Below are 20,406 nucleotides of genomic sequence, written 5' to 3' on the forward strand. Positions count from 1 at the left end.
CCTGGGAAGTGTCCCGAGGACTAACCTCGGGAGATGGCACCTGTGACCTGGCCGACATCGCCGGGCGAGGCACGCCGGTCTCCGGCGCTGCCGGGGACGACGCACGTCGGGAGAGAGGGAATCCCTGACTTATGAGCACGAGCGCGAACGGCGACGGCTCCTTGTCGGCCGTGAGGCCCACCGAGGTCGCCAAGCTGGACCGGGTGGTCATCCGGTTCGCCGGCGACTCCGGTGACGGCATGCAGCTGACGGGCGACAGGTTCACCTCGGAGGCGGCCGCCTTCGGCAACGACTTGTCCACCATGCCGAACTTCCCCGCGGAGATCCGTGCGCCACAGGGGACCATCCCGGGCGTCTCGAGCTTCCAGGTGCACTTCGCCGACTACGACATCCTGACGCCGGGCGACCGGCCGGACGTCCTGGTCGCGATGAATCCTGCGGCGCTGAAGGCGAATCTCGCCGATGTTCCGTCAGGCGGGACGATCATCCTGAACACCGACGACTTCACGAAGCGGAACCTGGTCAAGGTCGGCTTCGAGAACGACCCCCTCGACGACGACACCCTTTCGGCCTATCAAGTCCACCGGGTGGCCATGTCGACGTTGACCAGAGGCGCACTCGAAGAGACCGGACTGTCCAAAAAGGACGCTGAGCGCGCGAAGAACATGTTCGCGCTCGGGTTGCTCTCCTGGATGTACCACCGGCCGACCGAAGGCACGGAACGCTTCCTGCGCGAGAAGTTCGCGAAGAAGTCCGACATCGCCGAGGCCAACATCCTGGCCTTCCGGGCGGGTTGGAACTACGGCGAGACGACGGAGTCGTTCGCGACGACGTACGAAGTCGCCCCGGCGAAGCTGAACCAGGGCACGTACCGCCAGATCACCGGGAACACCGCGCTGGCGTACGGACTGGTCGCCGCCGGGCAGCAGTCCGGCCTGCGGATCCTGCTGGGCACGTACCCGATCACCCCCGCGTCGGACATCCTCCACGAGCTGTCCAAGCACAAGAACTACGGCATCCTCACCTTCCAGGCCGAGGACGAGATCGCCGGCATCGGCGCGGCGCTCGGCGCCTCCTACGGCGGCGCACTGGGCATCACCTCGACGTCCGGGCCCGGTGTCGCGCTGAAGTCCGAAGCACTCGGCCTCGCGGTGATGACCGAGCTGCCGCTGGTCGTCGTCGACGTCCAGCGCGGCGGCCCGTCGACAGGGCTGCCGACCAAGACCGAGCAGGCCGACCTGCTGCAGGCGATGTTCGGCCGCAACGGCGAGTCCCCGGTCCCGATCGTCGCGCCGCTGTCCCCCGCGGACTGCTTCGACGCGGCGCTGGAAGCCACCCGGATCGCGCTGAAGTACCGCACGCCGGTCTTCCTGCTGTCGGACGGCGCGATCGCGAACGGCTCCGAGCCTTGGCTGATCCCGGATGTCCGGACACTGCCGGATCTGCGGGTGGAGTTCGCCACCGAGCCGAATGCCGAGGACGGTTCCGGGGAGTTCTGGCCGTATGTACGCGACCCCGAGACCCTCGCCCGCGCGTGGGCGGTGCCGGGCGCGGCCGGTCTGCAGCACCGCATCGGCGGGTTGGAGAAGGCCGACAAGACCGGCCACATCTCCTACGACCCGGACAACCACGAGAAGATGGTCCGCCTGCGGCAGGCCAAGATCGACGGCATCGACGTCGCGGACCTCGTCGTCGACGACCCGAGCGGCGGCGGGGCACGCGTCCTGGCGCTCGGCTGGGGCTCCTCCTACGGGCCCATCGGCGCCGCGTGCCGCCGCGTCCGCAAGGAGGGCATGCCGATCGCGCAGGCGCATCTTCGGCACCTCAACCCGTTCCCGGGGAACCTCGGTGACGTACTCCGTTCGTACGACACCGTGGTCGTCCCCGAAATGAACCTCGGGCAGCTTTCGATGCTCTTGAGGGCGAAGTACCTCGTGGACGTGAAGTCGTACACCAAGGTCGCCGGGCTGCCCTTCAAGGCAGAGGAGCTGCAAGGCGTGTTCACGGAGATCATCACCAGTACGGAGGCGGCGAAGTGACCGCGATTGACCTGGGGATTCCTACTCTCGGCGGCTTGGATCTCGTGCCGTCCGACACCGAACCGCAGAAGGCGAAGGACTACAAGTCGGACCAAGAGGTCCGCTGGTGTCCCGGCTGCGGGGACTACGTCGTGCTCAACGCCGTGCAGTCGTTCCTGCCGACGCTCGGCCTCAAACGCGAGAACATCGTGTTCATCTCGGGGATCGGGTGCTCGTCCCGGTTCCCGTACTACCTCGACACCTATGGCATGCACTCGATCCACGGCCGCGCGCCGTCGATTGCGACCGGCCTCGCGACCGCGCGGCCGGACCTGTCGGTGTGGGTCGTCACCGGTGACGGCGACGCGCTGTCCATCGGCGGCAACCACCTGATCCACGCGTTGCGGCGCAACGTGAACATCAAGATCCTGCTGTTCAACAACCGGGTCTACGGCCTCACCAAGGGCCAGTACTCGCCGACGTCCGGGCCGGGCATGGTCACCAAGTCCACCCCGATGGGCTCGGTCGACACCCCGTTCAACCCGCTTTCGCTGGCGATCGGCGCCGAGGCGTCGTTCGTGGGCCGCGCGCTCGACTCGGACCGCAAGGGCCTCACCGAGGTGCTGGAGGCCGCCGCGAAGCATCGCGGTTCGGCACTGGTGGAGATCTACCAGAACTGCCCGATCTTCAACGACGGCGCGTTCGACGTCCTCAAGGACAAGGACGAAGCCGCGAGCCGGCTCATCGCGCTGCGGAGCGGCGAGCCGATCAAGTTCGGGCCGCAGGGCGAGTACGGCGTCACACGCGGCGGCTGGGGCGGACTGGAGGTCGGGAAGGTCGCGAACATCGGCGAGGAGAACCTTGTCGTGCACGACCCGGCGATCCAGGACACCGCGTACGCGTTCGCGCTGTCGCGGCTCGGTGACCAGAACCTGAACCACGTGCCGACCGGCATCCTGCGTCAGGTCTCGCGGCCGACCTACGACGACCAGGCACGTGCCCAGGTCGAGGAGGCGCGCGCGGCGAAGGCGCCGAACCTGCAGTCGCTGCTACGGGGCAAGGACACCTGGACCGTGCTCAGCTGACACTGGGGTGCGGAAACGTAATAGAACGGGACTTTCCTTGCGAATTTCGCAAGGAAAGTCCCGTTCATCACATCTCTGGGACTCAGCTGAGGGGACGGAACCCCACGCGCTCCGCGTCCGAAGCGGTCCGGAACCACACCTCGGCGACCATCTTCGGGAACGAAGGCGAGTCCTCGGTGCAGTACCGCAGGGCCGTCACGCTGGCCTTGACCGCGAAGTCGTCGGCGGGACGCCCACCGCCCGGCCGAGGCATCGCCGAACCGGGACCGAACGGGCCGGGCGGAACGGACTCGGCCACCGGAGCGGCGGTCTGCCGTGCGGGCGGGGGCTCCGGCGCGGGCATCGCGTCGCCCGGCTGGACGGCGGGCTCGAACAGCGAGCCGCTCCGCCCACCGGACAGGTCAGGCTCGCGGCGCTCGATCGCCCGCATCGACGGCTGGATCGGCTGCGGCGGCTCGAAACCGCCGCGCACAGCGCCTCCTCGCGGCGTGCGCTTGGGCAACACCTGGGTGGCCTCGGCGGGCGTCTCGGGCTCCGAGCCGAGGAGGCCGGCCTGCGCTTCTTCGTCGGAACCGAAGGCGTACGCGGGCGGGTTCTGCAGCTCTTCTTCCCGCTCGAACCAGTTGGTCTCGATGGGCGCCTGCTCCGTGTCCACGCGCGACGCGGGGTTGAACAACGAGACCGGCTCCGGCTGCGTCTCGACGCCTTCCGGGTCCAGCTGCATCTCCAGGCGGGACCGGTACGGCACTTCGCTCGGCAATACCGGCTCGGGCTCGGGTTCCGGCTCGACGTCCAGTTTCGACGCGGGCTGGAGGTACTCGGTCGCCGCGGTGGCGTACGGGTTCTCCGGCTCGGGCTCTGGTTCCGGCTCCAGCAGGGCCGCCGGGATGAACTGCGTCCGCTCGGCGGCGGGCTCCGGATCAGGCTCCAGGTCCGCCTCGGGCGCGGTGCGGTACTCGGCCTCGTACTCTTCTTCGGGCTCGAAGGTCTGCGTCGCGGCAGGAACGTGCTCCGGCCCCGGCTCCTCGGCGAAGTCCTCGTGGACGTCCTGAGCGGGCTCCGGGGTCTGTTCCTCGACAGGTTCGGACCACGGCTGCGCGGGCTCCTGCTCGGTGAGGGTCTCGGGGTACGCGGGCGTCGGCTTCTCGGCGGCCGCGAACTCCTCGTCCAGCTCGTCGTGCGACGGCTTCGTGAAGTACGCGGTCCCGCCCGCGGCGGCCGCGGCCCCCGCGCCGAAGCTCACCCCGGCGGGCAACCGGGACGTTTCGGCGTGCGCGGTGGTCAGCGAGCTTTCCAGCTCACGGATGCGCTTGCGCGCGGGAAGCACCAGTACCAGCCAGGTGAGCAACGCGCCGACGACGAACGCCAGCAGGCTCCACAGCCAAACCTGTCCGAAAATGGACATCTAACCTGCCCCTTGTCAATGCGTTCGCTCGACCAAGTAGTCGGCGACCGATGCGCAGGCGTCCCGGGCCGGCGACACGGGCAGCGCCGCGAGCTCGGCACGCGCCCGACGAGCGTAGTCGGAAAGAGTTTCGCGTGCGCGTTCGAGTCCGGACGAGACCCGCAGCAGGTCCAGGGCCTCGGCGACGAGCTTGTCGTCCGAAATCGGGCCCGAAAGCAGCTCGACCAGGCGCGGGTCGGTGGCCGGATCGGCCAGCGCGTACAGCATGGGGAGCGTGCGGACACCTTCGCGGAGGTCCGTGCCCTGCGCCTTGCCGAGTTCGTCCGAGGCCGAGGCGATGTCGATGACGTCGTCGGAGATCTGGAACGCCGTCCCGATGATGTCGCCGAAGCGTCGAAGCGCGTCGATGTACTCATCGGGGGCACCGGACATCATCCCGCCGAAACGGCCGGAGGTGGCGATCAGCGAACCGGTCTTCTGTGCGATCACCGTGAGGTAGTGCTCGACCGCGTCGTCGCCGTCGGCCGGGCCGACCGTCTCGCGCATCTGGCCGGTGACCAGCTCACCGAAGGTCTCGGCGATGATCCGGGCCGCGTCGGTGCCGAGGTCCGCGACCAGCCGTGAGGCGTGTGCGAACAGGAAGTCGCCGGTCAGGATCGCGATGGTGTTGTCCCAGCGGGCGTTGACGCTCTCCGCGCCGCGGCGCATCGTCGCCTCGTCCATCACGTCGTCGTGGTACAGCGTCGCGAGGTGCACCAGCTCGACCGCCGCGGCGGCGGTGACCACCTGGTCGCCCTGCTTCGGCCCGAACTGCGAAGACAGCAGCGTGAACAGCGGACGGAAACGTTTGCCCCCGGCCTCGACCAGATGCGAAGCGGCGTCCTCGACGGCCTTGACGTCACTGCGGACGACTTCACGAAGGAGGGTCTCGACGTCGGCGAGACCGGTCGCGAGGGTGCGCAGGAGCTGTTCGTCGTCGATCTGGAGCCCCACGGACGCGCGCAGGTCCTCGATGGCACCACCTGGGGCAGGTGAAGACACAGACACGTCGGCTCCGCTCTCTTTGACACCGGTTCGGGATTGCTTCCAGCGTAGTGGCTACCCACTCGGGCCTGTTGACGTGCTGTCCAGGGGAAACGGTGACGAATATGACACCCCCGCCGAGTATCCTGCGGCTCATCGCACGAACTGGGGAAAAAGCATGACGACACCGGATGATTCCGGCGAAAGACCGGCGTGGGCGCCTCCCGCCGAAGACCATCGGGAGCAGCGTTCGACGGTGTGGATCACCGTCATCCTGTTCGCCGTGTTCATGGTGGTGATGCTGGTCGTCGCCGCGCTGGTGGTGGGCGGCGTGAAGGAGTCGAAGGCCGGCGCCGGACAGACCCGCCAGCCGACCGTCTCGGCGCCTTCCGCTTCCTCCGCGCCTTCGACCTCGCGTCCGCCCGTGCCGATCCGAAAGTACGAGACGGCGGACAACCCCCTCGTCGCTCCCGGCGTGACCATGCCGAAGGTGACCTGTGAGCTGCCGAGACTCGGGCGCGCGAAGGAGAAGCTGGAGGCGTTCTACCTGGCTCTGCTCCCTTGCCTGGAGCAGGCGTGGCATCCCACCCTGACCCAGGTCGACGAGCCGCGGATCCCGGTCGAGGTCACCACCGACGACGTCGAGACCACTCCCTGCGGCGCTCCTCCGCCCGCTGCGGAGGCCATGGGCTTCTACTGCTCCGAGGGCCCGACGATCTTCGTCCCGTTGCCGAGACAGCTCGAATACGGCGGCCCCGACCTGCTGACCCAGCTGTTCCTGCTCGCCCACGAGTACGGGCACCACGTCCAGGAGCAGTCCGGCATCATGTCGAAGCACGACGCGCTCTACCGCGAGGCCGACGGTGACCAGACGAAGATCCTCGACCTGAGCAGGCGGCTCGAACTGCAGGCCGACTGCTTCAGCACCCTGTTCCTGGCCAATGCCGCCGGCCGCGGCTCGATCGCCGCCAAGCTCCTCACCCCGCTCAAGCAAACCGGGCTCGAGGCCGCGGACAGCGAGACCCACGGTTCGGCGAAGAACGGCGCGTTGTGGCAGAAGCGCGGCTTGAACGCAAAGGACACTTCGGCGTGCAACACCTTCGCGGCCCCGGCGAGCGAGGTTTCCTGAAAGCCTGAGGTCAGCGGCGCCGAACTTTGATGTCGTCCATGCAGGTCGCCTTTCCCGCGACGTCGCGGTACGGGTAGCCCTTGGCGTCCAGCAGTTCCATGACCTTCAGTTCGGCCTCGTCGAGCACGTCGCGCTCTTCTTCGCCCACCAGCGTGATCCGGAAGGTGAACGCGCCGAGGTGGGCGCTGTAGGTGAACAAGCCGTCCTCGGTGAACCCGATCGCCTGGTGCTGATCCAGCTCGGCGAGAAGCCGAGCGCGGGTGTCGGCGTCGGGGTGGTCGAACTTGCCGTTGACGAGGACGCGGTAGGTCGGCATGAACTCGAATATACAGAACTGTATCCGAATGCGAACCTGAATATCCAATGGGTGTCCATGATCCACGGTCGAGTGAAACGACCGGCACGCGCGCAACGATCGAATCCGACACGCAGATAGTGATGACACGAGGAAGAACGGCCAACCCGGCTCGGTCTCCATCACGTGAGGAGAACGCCCATGCGCGCCACCGTCGCAAGTCGGGCCGGCCTGGTCGGCGCGCTGCTGCTGGCCGGTCTCGCCGCCGGAGTGACACCTGCCGCCGCGGCCAACCCCGCGGGCGTCGCCTCGCTCGGCTCCGCAGCTTTCACCAAGGGCAGTTCCGCGCCAGTCTCGATCTCGTCACTCGGCGACTGCGCGGTCGAGGGACCGACGAGCAACTCGTCCGGTCCCGTGGCGAGGACCGGGATCACGTTCGGTGGCGGCACGACGACGTGCGTGACCACGGTCGCCACCTCGATGAATGGCATCACCACGACGAAGTCCGAAGCCAAGGGCAAGGGCTTCGAGCTGTCGGCACTGGCCTCGGCGGGCGGGCCGCGCATCGCCGTCGGCAACTACACAGTCTCCTGTTCGGCGACGCAGAAGAACACGAGCGCGAGCTGGACCTACAGCGCGGCGAGCGGGCTCGGCACCCTGCCGCAGCCGGTGCCGGCGGGCTACGTCAAGCCGCTCACCAAAGCCGACGGGACCCTGCTCGCCGAGGTGATCTTCGCCGAACAGCACCTCCCCGGCAACGGCAGCATCGGGCTGACCGTGCTGCGGATCAAGTTCGCCCCCGCCTCCGGCATCGCCGGTGAAGTGGTCATCGGGCGCGCGGCCTGCTCCCCCACCCCCTAAGCCATCACGCCAGGGAAAGGGGCGCCCGAGGCCATCCCGGGCGTCTCTTTTCTACCCTGGCTTATATAAGTCTACGCTGATACTTTGGCCGCAGCCGAGCCAAGGAGGACACCCATGGTCGACGTGACCAGCCACCTCAACTCCGTTCAGCGCGAGCTGGGCAAGCGCGTGGTCGAAGCGGGCGAGGCGGTGACGGCCACCGTCTGCCAGGTCTACGACACCGACCTCGACGACCTCTGGAACGCCTGCACCAACGCCGAACGTATCCCGCGCTGGTTCCTCCCGATCAGCGGCGAACTGCGCGTCGGCGGCAAGTACCAGTTCGAAGGCAACGCGGGCGGAACGGTCGAACGCTGCGATTCGCCGAAGAGCTTCGCCGTGACCTGGGAGTACGGCGGTGACATCAGCTGGGTCGAGGTCCGGTTGAGTGCCGAAGCCGAGGGGCGGACGCGGTTCGAACTCGACCACACCGCCGTCGCAGGCGAGCACTGGAAGCAGTTCGGCCCGGGCGCGGTCGGCATCGGCTGGGACATGATGCTGCACGGCCTCGCACTGCACCTCGAATCCGGCGAGGCCAACGACCCCGAGGCCGCCATGGCCTGGATGGTGAGCGAAGACGGCGTCCGGTTCATGACGCTGAGCAGCGAGGCCTGGTACGAGGCCGACGTCGCCAACGGGACCGACGCGGCCACCGCCCGCACACGTGCCGACGCGACCCTCGCCGCCTACACCGCGCCGCCGGAGAGCTGAAGGTCTTCAGCGAGTTCCGGGGCGCGAAGCAGGTCGATGAGTTCGTCGTCCTTACGGAACACGGCGCGGGCGCCGGGCATCCCCGCCTGCCGGAGCATCGCGTGCAGGACGTCGGCGTGCGGCTGGTCGAGCAGGGTCCAGACCATCGCGCGCCGCTTCACGTCGTCGTCCAGTTCGCGCGCGGTCCACCAGCCCGTGACGAGCGCGCTCACCTGGGTGACCGCCGTTTCCCGACCACGCGCCAGTTGCGCGCGGTTCAGGCCGCACACCTTGATCGTTTGCTCGCCCTTTTCGGTCAGCGCGCGATAGGTCCCGATCGACAACACCAGGAACAGGTGCTCCAACGGGTCTTCGGCGGTCGGGTCGATCAGCAGGCTGTTGCCGTAGTCGTCGACGGGGAACAGGTCGCGCTTGTGGTGACTGTTGCAGTATTCGCAAGCGAGCACGTGGTTGAGCCAGTCGAACGCGCGCCCCGGATTCCGCGCTATCGGCTCGAAATGGTCCACAGTGGACCCGAGGCCGTCACCGCAGTACATGCAGTACCCGCGACCGGCGGCCATGACGTCCAGTCCCGCCCGCAAAGAACGCCGCACAGCACGGGAAACCCGCCAAAGCCGTCGCGCTTCTTTGCTGTCACCCGACGGGATCCGCGTGGTCAGGTCTTCAAGGTCGGCCACCACCCGCTCCGGCAGCGCGATCCGGCGGATCCCGATCACCGATCGTCGGCCTCCAACCGCCTGGCCACCTCGTCGACCCGGCTCGGCGGCGAGCTGCTCAGCATGTCCCGGAGACGTTCCCATTCCCGGACACCGTTCGCGTCGGCCCGCCCGGAAGCCACCTGGAACTCGAGCTCGGCGAGGTGTTCGCGCAGTTCGACCGCCTGCGGCGAATAAGGCGTGTCCAGGCCGAAGAGGTCGGAGAGCACGGCGTCGTCCCCCGTGCCGAACACGACCCGTTCGTACAGCTCCTCGGAGACCACCCTCGGCGGGACTTCCTCGTCCGGCCCGGAAAGCCGGATGAGCCCGCCGGGATCGGCGGCCTGGCAGACGTACGGACTGTGCGTGGTGACGATGAACTGGATCCGCGGGAAATGCGCCTTGAACCACGGGCCCATGCGTTTCTGCCACGACACGTGGAGATGGGCGTCGACCTCGTCGATGATCACGACACCGGGACTCTCGTGATCGAGGCCCGCGCCGTCGAGTTGCTTGAGCAGGTCGACCACCAGCGCGGTCACCGTGCGGTAGCCGTCACTCATCTCGCGCAAGGGGAAACGATCGCCCCGGTATTCGACCCAGAGCCCGTCCGAGTCGACGTCCCGGATCCGGTAGCCGCCGGGCAGGAGCCCGTCACCGAGGATCTCCAGCGCCGCGTCCTTCAACTCGCGGGCGCCCGCTTTTCCTTCCAGGGCGCGAAGATGCTGGTTGATCAGCCAGGTGACGCCCTCGGCGAGCGAGGCGTCCTCGTGGAACAGGCTGGCCATCCGCGCCAGCGACCCGGCGCCGCGCATCCACGACTCGGCCTCCCCGCTGCCGCCCGCGAGCCGCCGGAAGGGTCCGTAGGCCGCGCAGAACGGCTGGCCCGGCGGGAGTCCGGAGATCGGCAGCAGGCCGGAGTCGAGCCAACGGACCTCGACCGGCGCCGGGCCCTCCTCGCGCATCACCGACAGCTCGATCGACCCGGATGTCTGGTCCGTCGAGATCCAGCTCCCGGCGTCCGACAGCAGCCCCCAGGCCACGTCCGGTGCCGCCGCGACCGCGATGGCGCGCAGCAGCGAGGTCTTGCCAGAGCCGTTGCGCCCGGCGAGCACCACCCAACCGGGGCCGGGCAACCGGAGGTCCACGGTGCGGGCACCGCTGAAGCCGCGGATGTTCTCCAGCCGGACCCGCTCGATGTACATGAAGGAAGCTTACGACGGCGCGGACGTCACCTGGTCACCCGAAAGTGGGTCGCCATTCGCCAATTCCATCACAGTCCGCACCCGCGACGTCCACGGCCGAGACCGCCTTCGAACGCTCCCAATCGTCGATGCCCCGCTCCCACTCGGGCGAGATCGTCAACCGGAGATTTCCGCGCGCGTCGAGATTCCCCAGCGGCGAGACGTAAAGGAAGAACTCGCGATCGTCCTTGGAGCGGAACGTGAAGCCCGGGTTTCCGCTGAACGAAGTCCGCTGGTGATCTTTGAAGGTCCCGTCCGGATCCGCGAGCCACTCCCCCGGCGCGCCACCGTTTCGCGGTGGCCCCGGCCTCGATCTGCAGCCGACGCAGTGGCTCGACGAAGTAACAGGTCCCCGGCGTGGCGATCGGCTCGAAGTCCAGCCCGAAAGTCTTCTTGACCGCGTCGCGGAACACCGCGCCGGCGGCGAGGATCAGCTCCGCGCCCGCGGGCACTTGGGCGTTCATGGCCGGATCGCAGTTCTCGCCCCCGCTGTGGAGACCTAGTTCGCGCAGGCCCCGACTCGGGCGTTGTCCTGACCGTCCGGCGGATAGACCAGCTCGCGAGGAAGCTTCGCCGCACCGGCGGTGGCGAAGTCGCGGAGGAGTTCGCAGTCCTTGCTCCGGCTTCCGGGGCCGATCTCGAACTTGATCGCCCGGTGGAAGCTGACCGGGACTGTGACCGCACAGCCGCTGACTCCGCCCTCACGGCGGGTTTCGAACTGGCAGGCCTTCACCCCGCCCAGGTCGACTACGGCTCCGTCGTTCCGGAGCGACGTGTGCCGCGGGTCCATGTCGTGGACGATGAGTACCTCGTACTCGTCGCGGACGAGCGAACAGTGCTTCCTGCCGTCCTTCACCTTGGGCTCGCGAGTAACGGGCCGGGTATCGCCCGCCTTCCTGCGGTTGGCTGCCATTTCGGAAACTGCGGTCGCGGTGGGGTCGTGGCCACGGAATCCATACATGCCGTCAACAGCCCGACGAGTACTGCGCCGAGAATCACTCTTCGAACTTTATTACGCAGAGTATGCGCAGGTCACCTGTCACTCAGCAGCATGTACCCCGCCATTCGGGACCATTCATACGATCGATTTCACGGATAGTCACCATCATCCACCACGCTATTCAGGAGGGAACGGAACTTTATGCGGACGTGTTCGCCGCCTCCGGAACCCTGGTAATCTTCCCGGCGTCGGATTACGCAGGGTGCATCGCGGATAACGCGCCTTGTAGCCACGGGAGGGGCACATGACGACGGTGACTTCGGGGCGGGTTCGCCCATTCAGCGGGGATCGATTCTGGGCGGCGGGGGTGCATGGCCGTGCCTGAGGGATCACCTGTCTACCAGCCAGGCTTCAACCCGGATTCGATCTGCAAAGCCCCGCCAACCGGCGGCTCCTACGGCACACCGGTAGCGGACGGCGCGGGGTTCAAGTACGACGAGGCGACGCTTCACGAACTGGTGAACGAGTGGAATGCTTTAGCCCAGGAGTACACCGACGACCTTGAACATGCAGAGTTCATCGTCAAGGTCCGACCTCCGGGCTGTGAGTACGCGAGCGGGGACAATGCCACGATCACGCAACAGTCCGGTACTGCGCTCATGGAAGCTCTCAATCAGCGCATCACCTACTGCAAGAACATGGCCGCTAAGTACATAGCTGCTCTCGGCAAGTACGCCACCGTAGACGAGCATGCCAAAACGGTCATCAACCAGCAGCCGAAGGGCATCTTCTGATGCAACGCACCGCCCTGATGCTCAGCTTGGCCACTCTCGCCCTCGCGGCCTGTTCCAACCCCACCACCAATGGCACGCCCACGCCCACAAGCGGTGGATCAAGCTCACCCCCCTCAACCTCGACCAGCCTGCCTTCAGGTGTCCCCAAGGTCGAGCACCCGATTGATGTGACGCGATTCAAGCAGGACCCTTGCACCGCGCTGACCAAGACGCAGGTCGAAGACCTCCTCGGGTCGCCTAACACCGAAACCGTGCCTCGTCCAGACGGTGAAGCGGGCCCGGCATGCAGGTGGTCCATTCCTTCAACGGCTCAACCCCGCGTCAACGTGATCTTTGGCAGCTCTCCAGACGGCGGCACAGCTAGCGTCTATGCGGCCAAGGGGAACACCTACAAACTGGTCGAACCGCTCGAGTCAATAGACGGATACCCAGTGACCGCTTACGGCGTCGTCGACCGCCGCGCTGAGGGCGCCTGCTCGGTGTCGTTGGGAATCAGCGACACCGAAACGGTCGGCATCGCAGCAACGCAATCCACTGCGAACGTCGGCAAGAAGGATCCCTGTGCTGCTGCACGTGAAGGTGCAATCAGGGTGCTGGCCACCATCCGAGGGGGCAACTGATGCCGGCAGGACCACTCACCGCCGCCCAGATCTACGAACAGGTCACAGGTGGCGAAGGCACCGGGTCACTGTCTGAGGCACAGGCGCGTGCCTACAACCTGACCGTCAAGCACCACGAACGGGCGCAGAGGCTCACCGTGCTTGCCCAGAAGACCGCCTCAGGCTGGCAAGGCGGAGCGAGCAGCGCGGCCGTGGACGCGACGAAGCCGCTCGTCGAAGCCTCGATGGATGACGCGATGCATCTGGCCCGCGCTCAGAGCGCCATCACCGCGCAGATGGGCGCGTTCGGGTCGGCGAAGAACTCGGTCAAGCCGGTGCCGCCGGAGCAGCCCCAGCCCACGGCTCAGGACGCGATCGACCTGATGGAGGGCAAGCCCGTCGGTTACTTCGACAAGGTCAAGGGCTACCAGGCCGACAGCCAGCACAACATCGACACCTTCGCGACTTACCATTCGGCCAGCACTTCCAATGGTGACGAGCTGCCCGCCCAGTACGCGCAGCTCACCGATCCCGGCGGTTCCGTGACTCTGGATGACGGCAGCTCCGGAAAGCCGTCAACGAAGGGGTTCGGCGAGGATGGGCGCGAGCCCGGCATCGGCGAGCCGTATCGCGGACCGAGTGGGCCCGGCGCAACAGGTGGGCCGGGGCCCGGCCAGAGTGATCCGGGTCAAGGCAACGCTGGGCACAGCGGCCCCCAACCCGGCCACGGCCCCCAGCCGGGCGAGTCCCAGCCCGTCCAGCCACACCCTGTCCAGCCCCATCCGGGCGCGCAGCAGCCCGACGACGGAACCCGCGCGAACTCGTACACACCGCCCCAGTCCAACCCGATCGTGCCACCGGCGGCGAACCTCGACTTCGGGCCGACCGGCAAGCCGGGCACCGGGTACAACCCGCCCGGCACCTTCCCACCCGGATACGGGCCGTTCGGTCCAGGAACGAGTGGCCCCGGACCCGGCGGCCCGGGAACGGGTGGTAGGTCGCCGGGAGGTCCGGGTGGCGGCTACCGAGGCGGTGTCCCAGGCGTGCCAGGCGGTCCAGGGCAGCCCGGCATGGGCGGCCGCAGCGGCGCCGGGATGCCGGGCGAGGGCGTCGGCGGGCGAGGCACCGCGGGAGCGGCCGGAGCAGCGGGCCGGGGCGGGGCGAACGGGATGCCGATGGCGCCCGGCGCGGGCCGAGGGAAGGGCGAGGACGACAAGGAGAAGAAGGCGCCAGCGTACCTCCAGAACCCAGATCCTGACGAGACCTTCGGCGGCTACACCGAAAAGCCGATGCCGCCGGTGATAGGCGAAAAGAAGATCTAGCACCACAGTCCCAGGGGAGGGAGGCACGTGGTGCTCGCGCGCCCGGTCGAGATCACGCTCGACACCTTGCTGACCGCGTTCCGTCACGCGGGCTGCGGAGATCCGCATCTCATCTTCGCGGGCGGCCTGCGCTACATCCCGCCGTCGGCACGAAACGGCGAGGACAGGGCGGCGTTCGAGGAACTCGGTGGGCTCGGGTTCACCGAGGGCAGGCGGTTGACCAGTGACTTCGAGGACGTCCTTCACATACTGGACCGGCCGAACACCGAGTACTACGCGACCGTGCGGACGGAGACGGAGCAGTACAGCGCGCTCGTCGCCGTTCGCGGGCGGGCGGCGGTGACCGCGATCTGCGAGGGCGGCCGGGTGTGGCTGAAAAGCGTGCGGACCGCCGATCGCGCGGCGGCGCTCGTGCTGAACCTGCCCGAGTACCCGCCGGCGCGATTCGCCCCGTTTTCCCTGCCACAGGACAACTTCAAGCTCGGTGCCGGGAGCGACCTCTACGACGAACCCGAGCCCCGCAGCCGGGAGGCGCGGCGCCTGGACGAGGTCTTCGAGCAGCCGTATTTCGGCGTCGGGTTCTTCGCCGCGGCCAAGCGCCCCGACGGCGGAAAACGCATCGAAGCCACTGACGGCCTGACGTACCTGGACCTCGACGCCGGACGGGTCGCCATGCACGTGGCCGGTTCGCCCCGGAACCGGTACATCACCGTCTTGCCCGGCGAACCCACGCTACTGGCCCAAAAGGTCGCCGCGTTGCGGGCGAGCCTCGATCACTAAGCACGACTCGAGCAGGCGCACCGATCGCACGGGATCCAGTGCCATCGCGTCCACAGTGGACTGAAGGTAGGGCTCGACATCGTCGGGCCGATGCAGGAAAAGCCCGGATCGCCGATGCTCCAAGTACACCACCGGCCGAGAAGGGGATCACCCGCCGTTCGATGGTGGACCGTTCGGCCATCGAGACGAGATGTCGAAGCTGGTTCGCCATCACCCGACGCCCGCCGATCTGGCGGGGCAGCGCCCCTTCATCGAGGTAGGCGATGAACTTCTTGCGCCCCAGCACCAAGGGGCGGTGATCGAGGCGTTGCTGTTCTTGGTCATGGACCACTATCGAAGTCCGGCCTGACACGAAAAAGCCCCCTCACGACGGCAAGGGGGCCTTCTCGTACCGAAAGAACTACTTGAGGGCGAAACCGCCGGAGCCCGCCCAGTCGAGGGCGAACGCTGGGACCAGCCCGAGCACCAGCGTGACGATGACACCGAGCGTGATCGCCGTCGTGGTGAACGCGCCGGGCACGGTGACGGTCGGACCGTCGGGCGACGGCTCGGAGAAGTACATCAGCACGATCACCCGCAGGTAGAAGAACGCGGCGACGGCGCTGAAGATCAGGGCGACGACCACCAGCGGCGCCATCCCGTCGGACAGGGCCGCCGAGAACACCACGAACTTGCCGACGAACCCACTGGTCAGCGGGATCCCGGCCAGTGCGAGCAGCAGGAAGGTGAACACCCCGGCCAACACCGGAGACCGCTTCGCCAACCCCGCCCACGCGGACAGGTGCGTCGCCTCGCCGTTCGAGTCCCGCACCAGCGAGACGACACCGAAGGCGGCGAGCGTGGTGAAGCCGTAGGCCAGCAGGTAGAACAGCGTGCTCGACAGGCCTTCCTCGGTCATCGCGATCGCACCCACGAGCAGGAACCCGGCGTGCGCGATGGACGAGTAGGCGATCATGCGCTTCACGTCGGTCTGTGTGAGGCCCAGCACCGCGCCGATCAGCATCGAGATGATCGCGACGCCCCAGAGTACGCCGCGCCATTCCCAGCTGGTCGATTCGAACGCCACCGAGAACACCCGCAGGATTCCGCCGAACGCGGCGACCTTGGTGCAGGCGCCCATGAACGCGGTGACCGGGGTCGGCGCGCCCTGGTAGACGTCCGGAGTCCAGGTGTGGAACGGGCCGACCGAACCCTTGAACAGCAGGCCGACCGCGAGCAGCCCGAGCCCGGCGAACAGCAGTGTGTCCGACCGGTCCGAACCGGCGGCGGCGTTGGCGATGTCCGACAGTTTCACGGAGTTCGCGTAGCCGTAGAGCAGCGCGAGACCGTAGAGGAAGAACGCCGACGAGAACGCGCCGAGCAGGAAGTACTTGACCGCGGATTCCTGCGAGAGCAGGCGACGGCGCCGCGCGAGACCGCACATCAGGTACAGCGGCAGGCTCAGCACCTCGAGCGCGATGAACATGGTCAGCAGGTCGTTGGCCGCGACGAACGACATCATGCCGCCGAGCGCGAACAGCGTCAGCGGGAAGACCTCGGTCTGCATGCCGGTGGTGCCGACCTGCGCGCGGTCCTGCAAGGTGCCCGGGCGGATACCGGCCTGCGCGACGAACGCGCCGCCCGGCTCGACCGAGCGGTCGGCGATCAGCAGCAGCGCGCCCAGCGCCAGCGCCAGCAGCGTGCCCCACAGGAACAGCGACGGCCGGTCGACGGCGATCGCGCCGCTGAACGTCGTGATGCCGTCCTTCGGCGCGGACGAACTGGCGTACCAGACGAGGAAGACGCCTGCCGCCCCGATCCCGAGCACGGACAGGAGTACCTGCGAAGGCCACCGCATGTGCTTGGGCAGGAAGGCTTCGAACAGCACGCTGACGCATGCGGCGCCGAGGATGATCAGGATCGGCGTGACGGCGAAGTAGTCGATCGACGGCACCTTCACCGGTGGCGCCTGAGTCAAGAAGAGCACGGTTTACTTGCCTCCCTGCACGGACGACATGGTCGCCTGCACCGACGGGGTGATCGTGTCGAGCACCGGCTTGGGATAGAACCCGAGCGCGATGATCAGCACGACCATCGGCGCCAGGATCGCGATCTCCTTGCCGCCGAGGTCCTTGATGGCTTTGGTCGCACCGAGTTCGGGGGCGATCGCGGTACTGGTCGCAGCCGGCGACCGATCGATGGCCGGGGTGGGAGGCCCCGTCGGGGCCGGCGACAACAACGCGTCACCGCGGACGGGGCCCTGCATGACGCGCTGGTAGAGCCAGAGCACGTACGCCGCGGCCAGCACCATGCCGACCGTCGCGATGATCGTGTACACCGGGTAGTCCACAAAGGACCCCAGCAACACCAGGAACTCACTGATGAAGGAGTTCGTGCCGGGCAGGGACAAAGTGGACAGACCGGCGATGAGCAGCATCCCGCCGAGCAGCGGGGTCACCTTCGCCATGCCGCCGTAGTCGGAGATCTTGGTGGATCCGCCGCGCGTCACGATGAGCCCGACCACCACGATCAGCATCCCGGTGGCGAGGCTGTGGTTGAGCATGTACGACACCGAGCCGACCATCGCCTGCTCGTTGAAGGTGAAGATGCCCAGCGCGATGAAGCCGAAGTGGGCGATCGACACGTAGGCGATGAATCGCTTCATGTCGCTTTGCCCCGCCGCGAGGATCGATCCGTAAAGGACACCCGCGACGGCGAGCACCAGTACCCACGGCGCGAGTTCCTTGCTGGCCTCCGGGAACATCGGGAGGCAGTAGCGCAGGAACCCGAACGTGCCGACCTTGTCCAGCACACCGACCAGCAGCACCGCGACGCCGATGGGCGCCTGGCCCGCGGCGTCCGGCAGCCAGGTGTGGAACGGCACCAGCGGCGCCTTGATCGCGAAGGCGAGGAAGAACCCGAGGAACAGCCAGATCTGCGTGCCCGTCGGAGCGTCGCGGACGACCGTGACGAGCGTTTCCCAGTCGAAGGTGCCCTTGCCGAGTTCGTCCGACGCCATCGAGTAGGCCCCGATGGCCGAGGCCAGCATGATCAGGCCGCCGAGGAACGAGTACAGGAAGAACTTGACCGCCGCGTACTGCCGGTTCGGGCCGCCGTAGCCGCCGATCAGGAAGTACATCGGGATCAGCATGATCTCGAACAGCACGTAGAACAGGAAGACGTCGGTCGCGGCGAACACCGCGATGGTCAGCGACTGCTGCACCAGGATCAGCGAGAAGTACCCGCCCGCCGAGCGCCCGGCCGGGAGCTTGTCGGTCAGGCCGAGCGAGCCGACCACGATCGGCACCAGCAGCCCGATGACCGCGATCATCACCAGCGCGATGCCGTCGATGCCGAACGAGATGTGGATGCCGAAGTTCGGGATCCAGTCCATCGAGGACTTCTGCTGGATCCGGTCCCCCGTCGGCGAATAGCTCGCCCACAGCGGGATCACCAGCAGGAAGGTCAGGATGGACACCCCGAGCGCGGTGAACGTCGCCAGCCTGTCGTTCTTCTTCATCCCCGCGACGACCGCTGCACCTACCAGCGGCACCAGGATGGTTGCCAGGAGCCAAGTCATCAGGAGAACCTCACCAGCAGGAGTGCCACCAGAAGCAGGAATGTGCCGCCCAGCATGGACAGTGCGTACGAGCGGACGAAGCCGGTCTGCAGACGGCGCAGGCGACCGGATCCGCCGCCGAGCGCGGCGGCGAGGCCGTTGACCGCGCCGTCGACCCCGCGGTTGTCCACGTAGACCAGCGCGCGGGCGAGCCAGGTGCCCGGACGGGCGACCAGCGTCTCGTTCAGGGTGTTGCCGTAGAGGTCGTTGCGCGCGGCCTTGACCACGGCGGAGACCCGCTCTGGGCGTTCCACCGGAACGTCCTTACGACCGACGAAGAGCCAGGCGGCCACCGCACCGAGTACGGAGAGCGCCACGGTGAGGATCGGGACCAGCGCGTGCGGGATGACGCTGTGGCCGCCCTCTTCGAGCGGTCCGACCACCGGCGAGAGCCACTCGGCGAACCTGTCGCCCAGTGCGAAGAACGCACCGGCGCCGATCGAGCCGATCGCCAGGACGATCATCGGCCACTTCATCACCGCGGGGGATTCGTGCGGGTGGAAGTCGCGGCCGTCGCCGCTCTTGATCTCCTTCCAGCGTTCCTTGCCGAAGAAGGTCATCACCATCAGGCGCGTCATGTAGAACGCGGTGAGCCCGGCGCCGAGCAGTGCCGCACCGCCCATCACCCAGCCGCGCCAGCCGCCCTGGCTCAGCGCCGCCTCGATGATCGCGTCCTTGGTGAAGAAGCCGGAAAGCGGCGGGATGCCGATCAGGGCCAGGTAACCGAGCGCGAAGGTCCAGAAGGTGACCGGCAGGTGCTTGCGCAGCCCGCCGAACTTCCGCATGTCGACCTCGTCGTTCATGGCGTGCATGACCGAACCGGCCCCGAGGAACAGTCCGGCCTTGAAGAAGCCGTGTGCCACCAGGTGCATGATGCCAAGCGCGTACGCGATCGGCCCGAGGCCGACGGCGAGCATCATGTAGCCGATCTGGCTGACCGTCGAGTACGCCAGGACCTTCTTGATGTCGTCGTAGGCGCAACCGATGACGCACCCGATCAAGAGCGTGACCGTACCGACGAGGGTGACGACCAGCCTGCCGTCCGGGGTGGCGTTGAAGATCTCGTGCGCGCGGGCGACCAGGTAGACGCCGGCGGTGACCATCGTCGCCGCGTGGATGAGGGCCGAGACCGGGGTCGGGCCCTCCATCGCGTCCGGAAGCCAGGCCTGCAGCGGGAACTGACCGGACTTACCGCAGGCACCCAGCAGCAGCAGGATCGCGATGGCGGTGATCGCGCCGGTGGGGATCCTGTCGATCGCGCCGAACACCTCGGCGTAACCGGTGCTCCCGACGTACTTGAACATCAGGAAGATCGCCAGCGCGAGCCCGACGTCACCGACGCGGTTCATCAGGAACGCCTTCTTGGCCGCGGAGGCCGCGGACGGGCGGTCCTGGTACCAGCCGATGAGCAGGTACGACGCGAGGCCGACGCCTTCCCAGCCGAGGTACAGCGTCAGGAAGCTGTTGCCCAGCACCAGGATCAGCATCGAGGCGACGAACAGGTTGAGGTAGGCGAAGAACCTCGACCGGTCGCGGTCCTCGGCCATGTAGCCGATCGAGTAGAAGTGGATCAGCATGCCGACGCCGGTGATCAGCAGCACGAACGTCAGCGACAGCGCGTCGATCCGGAGCCCGAAGTCGACCTGCAGCGCCGAAACCGGGATCCACGAGAACAGCTTGACGTCCGCGATGTTCTTCGTGTCGGCCGTGAAGAAGAGGATCAGGCCGTAGACGAAGGACAGTGAGACGGTCGCGCTGCCGAGGAGGTGTCCCCAAGGGCGGGCGCGTTTACCGGCCAGCAGAAGAACAAGGGCGCCGAGGGCAGGGAAGGCCACCAGCAGCCACGATGATGCGGTCACTCTCGAATC

Annotated in this window: 20 protein-coding genes; 10 read left to right on the forward strand and 10 right to left on the reverse strand. The window is 67.5% G+C overall.

Annotated features, from left to right (window positions below; translation table 11 throughout):
• Positions 1 to 131: 131 nt before the first annotated feature.
• Complete coding sequence (locus tag ACM6LU_RS03115; protein ID WP_414936024.1) at positions 132 to 2,039, forward strand: 2-oxoacid:acceptor oxidoreductase subunit alpha; 1,908 nt, start codon at positions 132 to 134, stop codon at positions 2,037 to 2,039.
• The gene (locus tag ACM6LU_RS03120) at positions 2,036 to 3,103 is read left to right on the forward strand and encodes a 2-oxoacid:ferredoxin oxidoreductase subunit beta (protein ID WP_414936025.1); all 1,068 of its coding nucleotides are present in this window, start codon (positions 2,036 to 2,038) and stop codon (positions 3,101 to 3,103) included. Before ACM6LU_RS03115 ends, ACM6LU_RS03120 begins: the two co-directional genes overlap by 4 nt.
• An 82-nt stretch (positions 3,104 to 3,185) precedes the next feature.
• On the opposite strand, the gene ACM6LU_RS03125 is transcribed toward ACM6LU_RS03120, so the two are convergent.
• The gene (locus ACM6LU_RS03125) at positions 3,186 to 4,508 is read right to left on the reverse strand and encodes a hypothetical protein (RefSeq protein WP_414936026.1); all 1,323 of its coding nucleotides are present in this window, start codon (positions 4,506 to 4,508) and stop codon (positions 3,186 to 3,188) included.
• Between the two features lie 15 nt (positions 4,509 to 4,523).
• Positions 4,524 to 5,549: a polyprenyl synthetase family protein gene (locus tag ACM6LU_RS03130; protein ID WP_414937070.1), complete on the reverse strand. Its 1,026-nt coding sequence runs from the start codon at positions 5,547 to 5,549 to the stop codon at positions 4,524 to 4,526.
• 160 nt (positions 5,550 to 5,709) lie between these two features.
• Here ACM6LU_RS03130 and ACM6LU_RS03135 point away from each other — a divergent pair, with 160 nt between their 5' ends.
• Positions 5,710 to 6,660 (forward strand): neutral zinc metallopeptidase, encoded by a 951-nt coding sequence (locus ACM6LU_RS03135; RefSeq protein WP_414936027.1) that lies wholly within the window; start codon positions 5,710 to 5,712, stop codon positions 6,658 to 6,660.
• 10 nt (positions 6,661 to 6,670) lie between these two features.
• On the opposite strand, the gene ACM6LU_RS03140 is transcribed toward ACM6LU_RS03135, so the two are convergent.
• Complete coding sequence (locus ACM6LU_RS03140; protein WP_414936028.1) at positions 6,671 to 6,976, reverse strand: DUF6204 family protein; 306 nt, start codon at positions 6,974 to 6,976, stop codon at positions 6,671 to 6,673.
• Positions 6,977 to 7,156: 180 nt separating this feature from the next.
• Between ACM6LU_RS03140 and ACM6LU_RS03145 the strand changes: the two genes are divergently transcribed.
• Both ACM6LU_RS03145 and ACM6LU_RS03150 read left to right on the forward strand, forming a co-directional pair.
• Positions 7,157 to 7,816, forward strand: coding sequence for a hypothetical protein (locus ACM6LU_RS03145; RefSeq protein WP_414936029.1), 660 nt, complete (start codon positions 7,157 to 7,159; stop codon positions 7,814 to 7,816).
• A 114-nt stretch (positions 7,817 to 7,930) separates the two neighbouring features.
• Positions 7,931 to 8,566, forward strand: a complete 636-nt coding sequence (locus tag ACM6LU_RS03150) for an SRPBCC family protein (RefSeq protein ID WP_414936030.1) — start codon at positions 7,931 to 7,933, stop codon at positions 8,564 to 8,566.
• Here ACM6LU_RS03150 and ACM6LU_RS03155 read toward each other — a convergent pair.
• The 3 genes from ACM6LU_RS03155 to ACM6LU_RS03165 all read right to left on the reverse strand — a co-directional run bounded on the left by ACM6LU_RS03155 (position 8,542) and on the right by ACM6LU_RS03165 (position 11,418).
• Complete coding sequence (locus ACM6LU_RS03155; RefSeq protein WP_414936031.1) at positions 8,542 to 9,282, reverse strand: HNH endonuclease; 741 nt, start codon at positions 9,280 to 9,282, stop codon at positions 8,542 to 8,544. The genes ACM6LU_RS03150 and ACM6LU_RS03155 overlap by 25 nt on opposite strands.
• Entirely contained in the window at positions 9,279 to 10,466 is a 1,188-nt protein-coding gene (locus tag ACM6LU_RS03160) for an AAA family ATPase (protein WP_414936032.1), read from the reverse strand. The genes ACM6LU_RS03155 and ACM6LU_RS03160 overlap by 4 nt, the downstream gene beginning before the upstream one ends.
• 538 nt (positions 10,467 to 11,004) lie before the next feature.
• The gene (locus ACM6LU_RS03165; RefSeq protein WP_414936033.1) at positions 11,005 to 11,418 is read right to left on the reverse strand and encodes a hypothetical protein; all 414 of its coding nucleotides are present in this window, start codon (positions 11,416 to 11,418) and stop codon (positions 11,005 to 11,007) included.
• A gap of 398 nt (positions 11,419 to 11,816) precedes the next feature.
• Here ACM6LU_RS03165 and ACM6LU_RS03170 point away from each other — a divergent pair, with 398 nt between their 5' ends.
• The 4 genes from ACM6LU_RS03170 to ACM6LU_RS03185 are packed head-to-tail and all read left to right on the forward strand — an operon-like array spanning position 11,817 to position 14,940.
• Positions 11,817 to 12,239 (forward strand): hypothetical protein, encoded by a 423-nt coding sequence (locus ACM6LU_RS03170; RefSeq protein ID WP_414936034.1) that lies wholly within the window; start codon positions 11,817 to 11,819, stop codon positions 12,237 to 12,239.
• Complete coding sequence (locus ACM6LU_RS03175; RefSeq protein WP_414936035.1) at positions 12,239 to 12,859, forward strand: DUF3558 domain-containing protein; 621 nt, start codon at positions 12,239 to 12,241, stop codon at positions 12,857 to 12,859. Before ACM6LU_RS03170 ends, ACM6LU_RS03175 begins: the two co-directional genes overlap by 1 nt.
• Positions 12,859 to 14,160, forward strand: coding sequence for a PPE domain-containing protein (locus tag ACM6LU_RS03180; protein ID WP_414936036.1), 1,302 nt, complete (start codon positions 12,859 to 12,861; stop codon positions 14,158 to 14,160). Before ACM6LU_RS03175 ends, ACM6LU_RS03180 begins: the two co-directional genes overlap by 1 nt.
• Positions 14,161 to 14,187: 27 nt before the next feature.
• Complete coding sequence (locus tag ACM6LU_RS03185) at positions 14,188 to 14,940, forward strand: ESX secretion-associated protein EspG (RefSeq protein WP_414936037.1); 753 nt, start codon at positions 14,188 to 14,190, stop codon at positions 14,938 to 14,940.
• On the opposite strand, the gene ACM6LU_RS03190 is transcribed toward ACM6LU_RS03185, so the two are convergent.
• Positions 14,867 to 15,205: a Scr1 family TA system antitoxin-like transcriptional regulator gene (locus tag ACM6LU_RS03190; protein ID WP_414937071.1), complete on the reverse strand. Its 339-nt coding sequence runs from the start codon at positions 15,203 to 15,205 to the stop codon at positions 14,867 to 14,869. The genes ACM6LU_RS03185 and ACM6LU_RS03190 overlap by 74 nt on opposite strands.
• Here ACM6LU_RS03190 and ACM6LU_RS03195 point away from each other — a divergent pair.
• Positions 15,131 to 15,289, forward strand: a complete 159-nt coding sequence (locus tag ACM6LU_RS03195) for a hypothetical protein (protein ID WP_414937135.1) — start codon at positions 15,131 to 15,133, stop codon at positions 15,287 to 15,289. The two genes, ACM6LU_RS03190 and ACM6LU_RS03195, sit on opposite strands and share 75 nt — an antisense overlap.
• Before the next feature lie 51 nt (positions 15,290 to 15,340).
• On the opposite strand, the gene nuoN is transcribed toward ACM6LU_RS03195, so the two are convergent.
• The 3 genes from nuoN to nuoL are packed head-to-tail and all read right to left on the reverse strand — an operon-like array spanning position 15,341 to position 20,397.
• Complete coding sequence (gene nuoN, locus ACM6LU_RS03200) at positions 15,341 to 16,906, reverse strand: NADH-quinone oxidoreductase subunit NuoN (protein ID WP_414936038.1); 1,566 nt, start codon at positions 16,904 to 16,906, stop codon at positions 15,341 to 15,343.
• Between the two features lie 3 nt (positions 16,907 to 16,909).
• Positions 16,910 to 18,499 carry an NADH-quinone oxidoreductase subunit M gene (locus ACM6LU_RS03205; RefSeq protein WP_414936039.1) on the reverse strand — a complete coding sequence of 530 codons (1,590 nt, stop codon included), beginning with the start codon at positions 18,497 to 18,499 and terminating at the stop codon, positions 16,910 to 16,912.
• Complete coding sequence (gene nuoL / locus ACM6LU_RS03210; RefSeq protein WP_414936040.1) at positions 18,499 to 20,397, reverse strand: NADH-quinone oxidoreductase subunit L; 1,899 nt, start codon at positions 20,395 to 20,397, stop codon at positions 18,499 to 18,501. The genes ACM6LU_RS03205 and nuoL overlap by 1 nt, the downstream gene beginning before the upstream one ends.
• Positions 20,398 to 20,406 lie beyond the last annotated feature (9 nt).

It is taken from the genome of Amycolatopsis sp. cmx-11-51 (assembly GCF_047608665.1).
In the GTDB taxonomy this organism is placed as follows: Bacteria; Actinomycetota; Actinomycetes; order Mycobacteriales; family Pseudonocardiaceae; genus Amycolatopsis.

Coding starts and splice junctions, on each gene's coding strand:
- ACM6LU_RS03170 (WP_414936034.1), top strand. CDS start 11,817: ATGGCCGTGCCTGAGGGATCACCTGTCTACCAGCCAGGCTTCAACCCG.
- ACM6LU_RS03150 (WP_414936030.1), top strand. CDS start 7,931: ATGGTCGACGTGACCAGCCACCTCAACTCCGTTCAGCGCGAGCTGGGC.
- ACM6LU_RS03115 (WP_414936024.1), top strand. CDS start 132: ATGAGCACGAGCGCGAACGGCGACGGCTCCTTGTCGGCCGTGAGGCCC.
- ACM6LU_RS03135 (WP_414936027.1), top strand. CDS start 5,710: ATGACGACACCGGATGATTCCGGCGAAAGACCGGCGTGGGCGCCTCCC.
- ACM6LU_RS03205 (WP_414936039.1), bottom strand. CDS start 18,499: ATGACTTGGCTCCTGGCAACCATCCTGGTGCCGCTGGTAGGTGCAGCG.
- ACM6LU_RS03125 (WP_414936026.1), bottom strand. CDS start 4,508: ATGTCCATTTTCGGACAGGTTTGGCTGTGGAGCCTGCTGGCGTTCGTC.
- ACM6LU_RS03145 (WP_414936029.1), top strand. CDS start 7,157: ATGCGCGCCACCGTCGCAAGTCGGGCCGGCCTGGTCGGCGCGCTGCTG.
- ACM6LU_RS03195 (WP_414937135.1), top strand. CDS start 15,131: ATGTCGAAGCTGGTTCGCCATCACCCGACGCCCGCCGATCTGGCGGGG.
- ACM6LU_RS03180 (WP_414936036.1), top strand. CDS start 12,859: ATGCCGGCAGGACCACTCACCGCCGCCCAGATCTACGAACAGGTCACA.
- ACM6LU_RS03165 (WP_414936033.1), bottom strand. CDS start 11,418: ATGGCAGCCAACCGCAGGAAGGCGGGCGATACCCGGCCCGTTACTCGC.
- ACM6LU_RS03160 (WP_414936032.1), bottom strand. CDS start 10,466: ATGTACATCGAGCGGGTCCGGCTGGAGAACATCCGCGGCTTCAGCGGT.
- ACM6LU_RS03175 (WP_414936035.1), top strand. CDS start 12,239: ATGCAACGCACCGCCCTGATGCTCAGCTTGGCCACTCTCGCCCTCGCG.
- ACM6LU_RS03140 (WP_414936028.1), bottom strand. CDS start 6,976: ATGCCGACCTACCGCGTCCTCGTCAACGGCAAGTTCGACCACCCCGAC.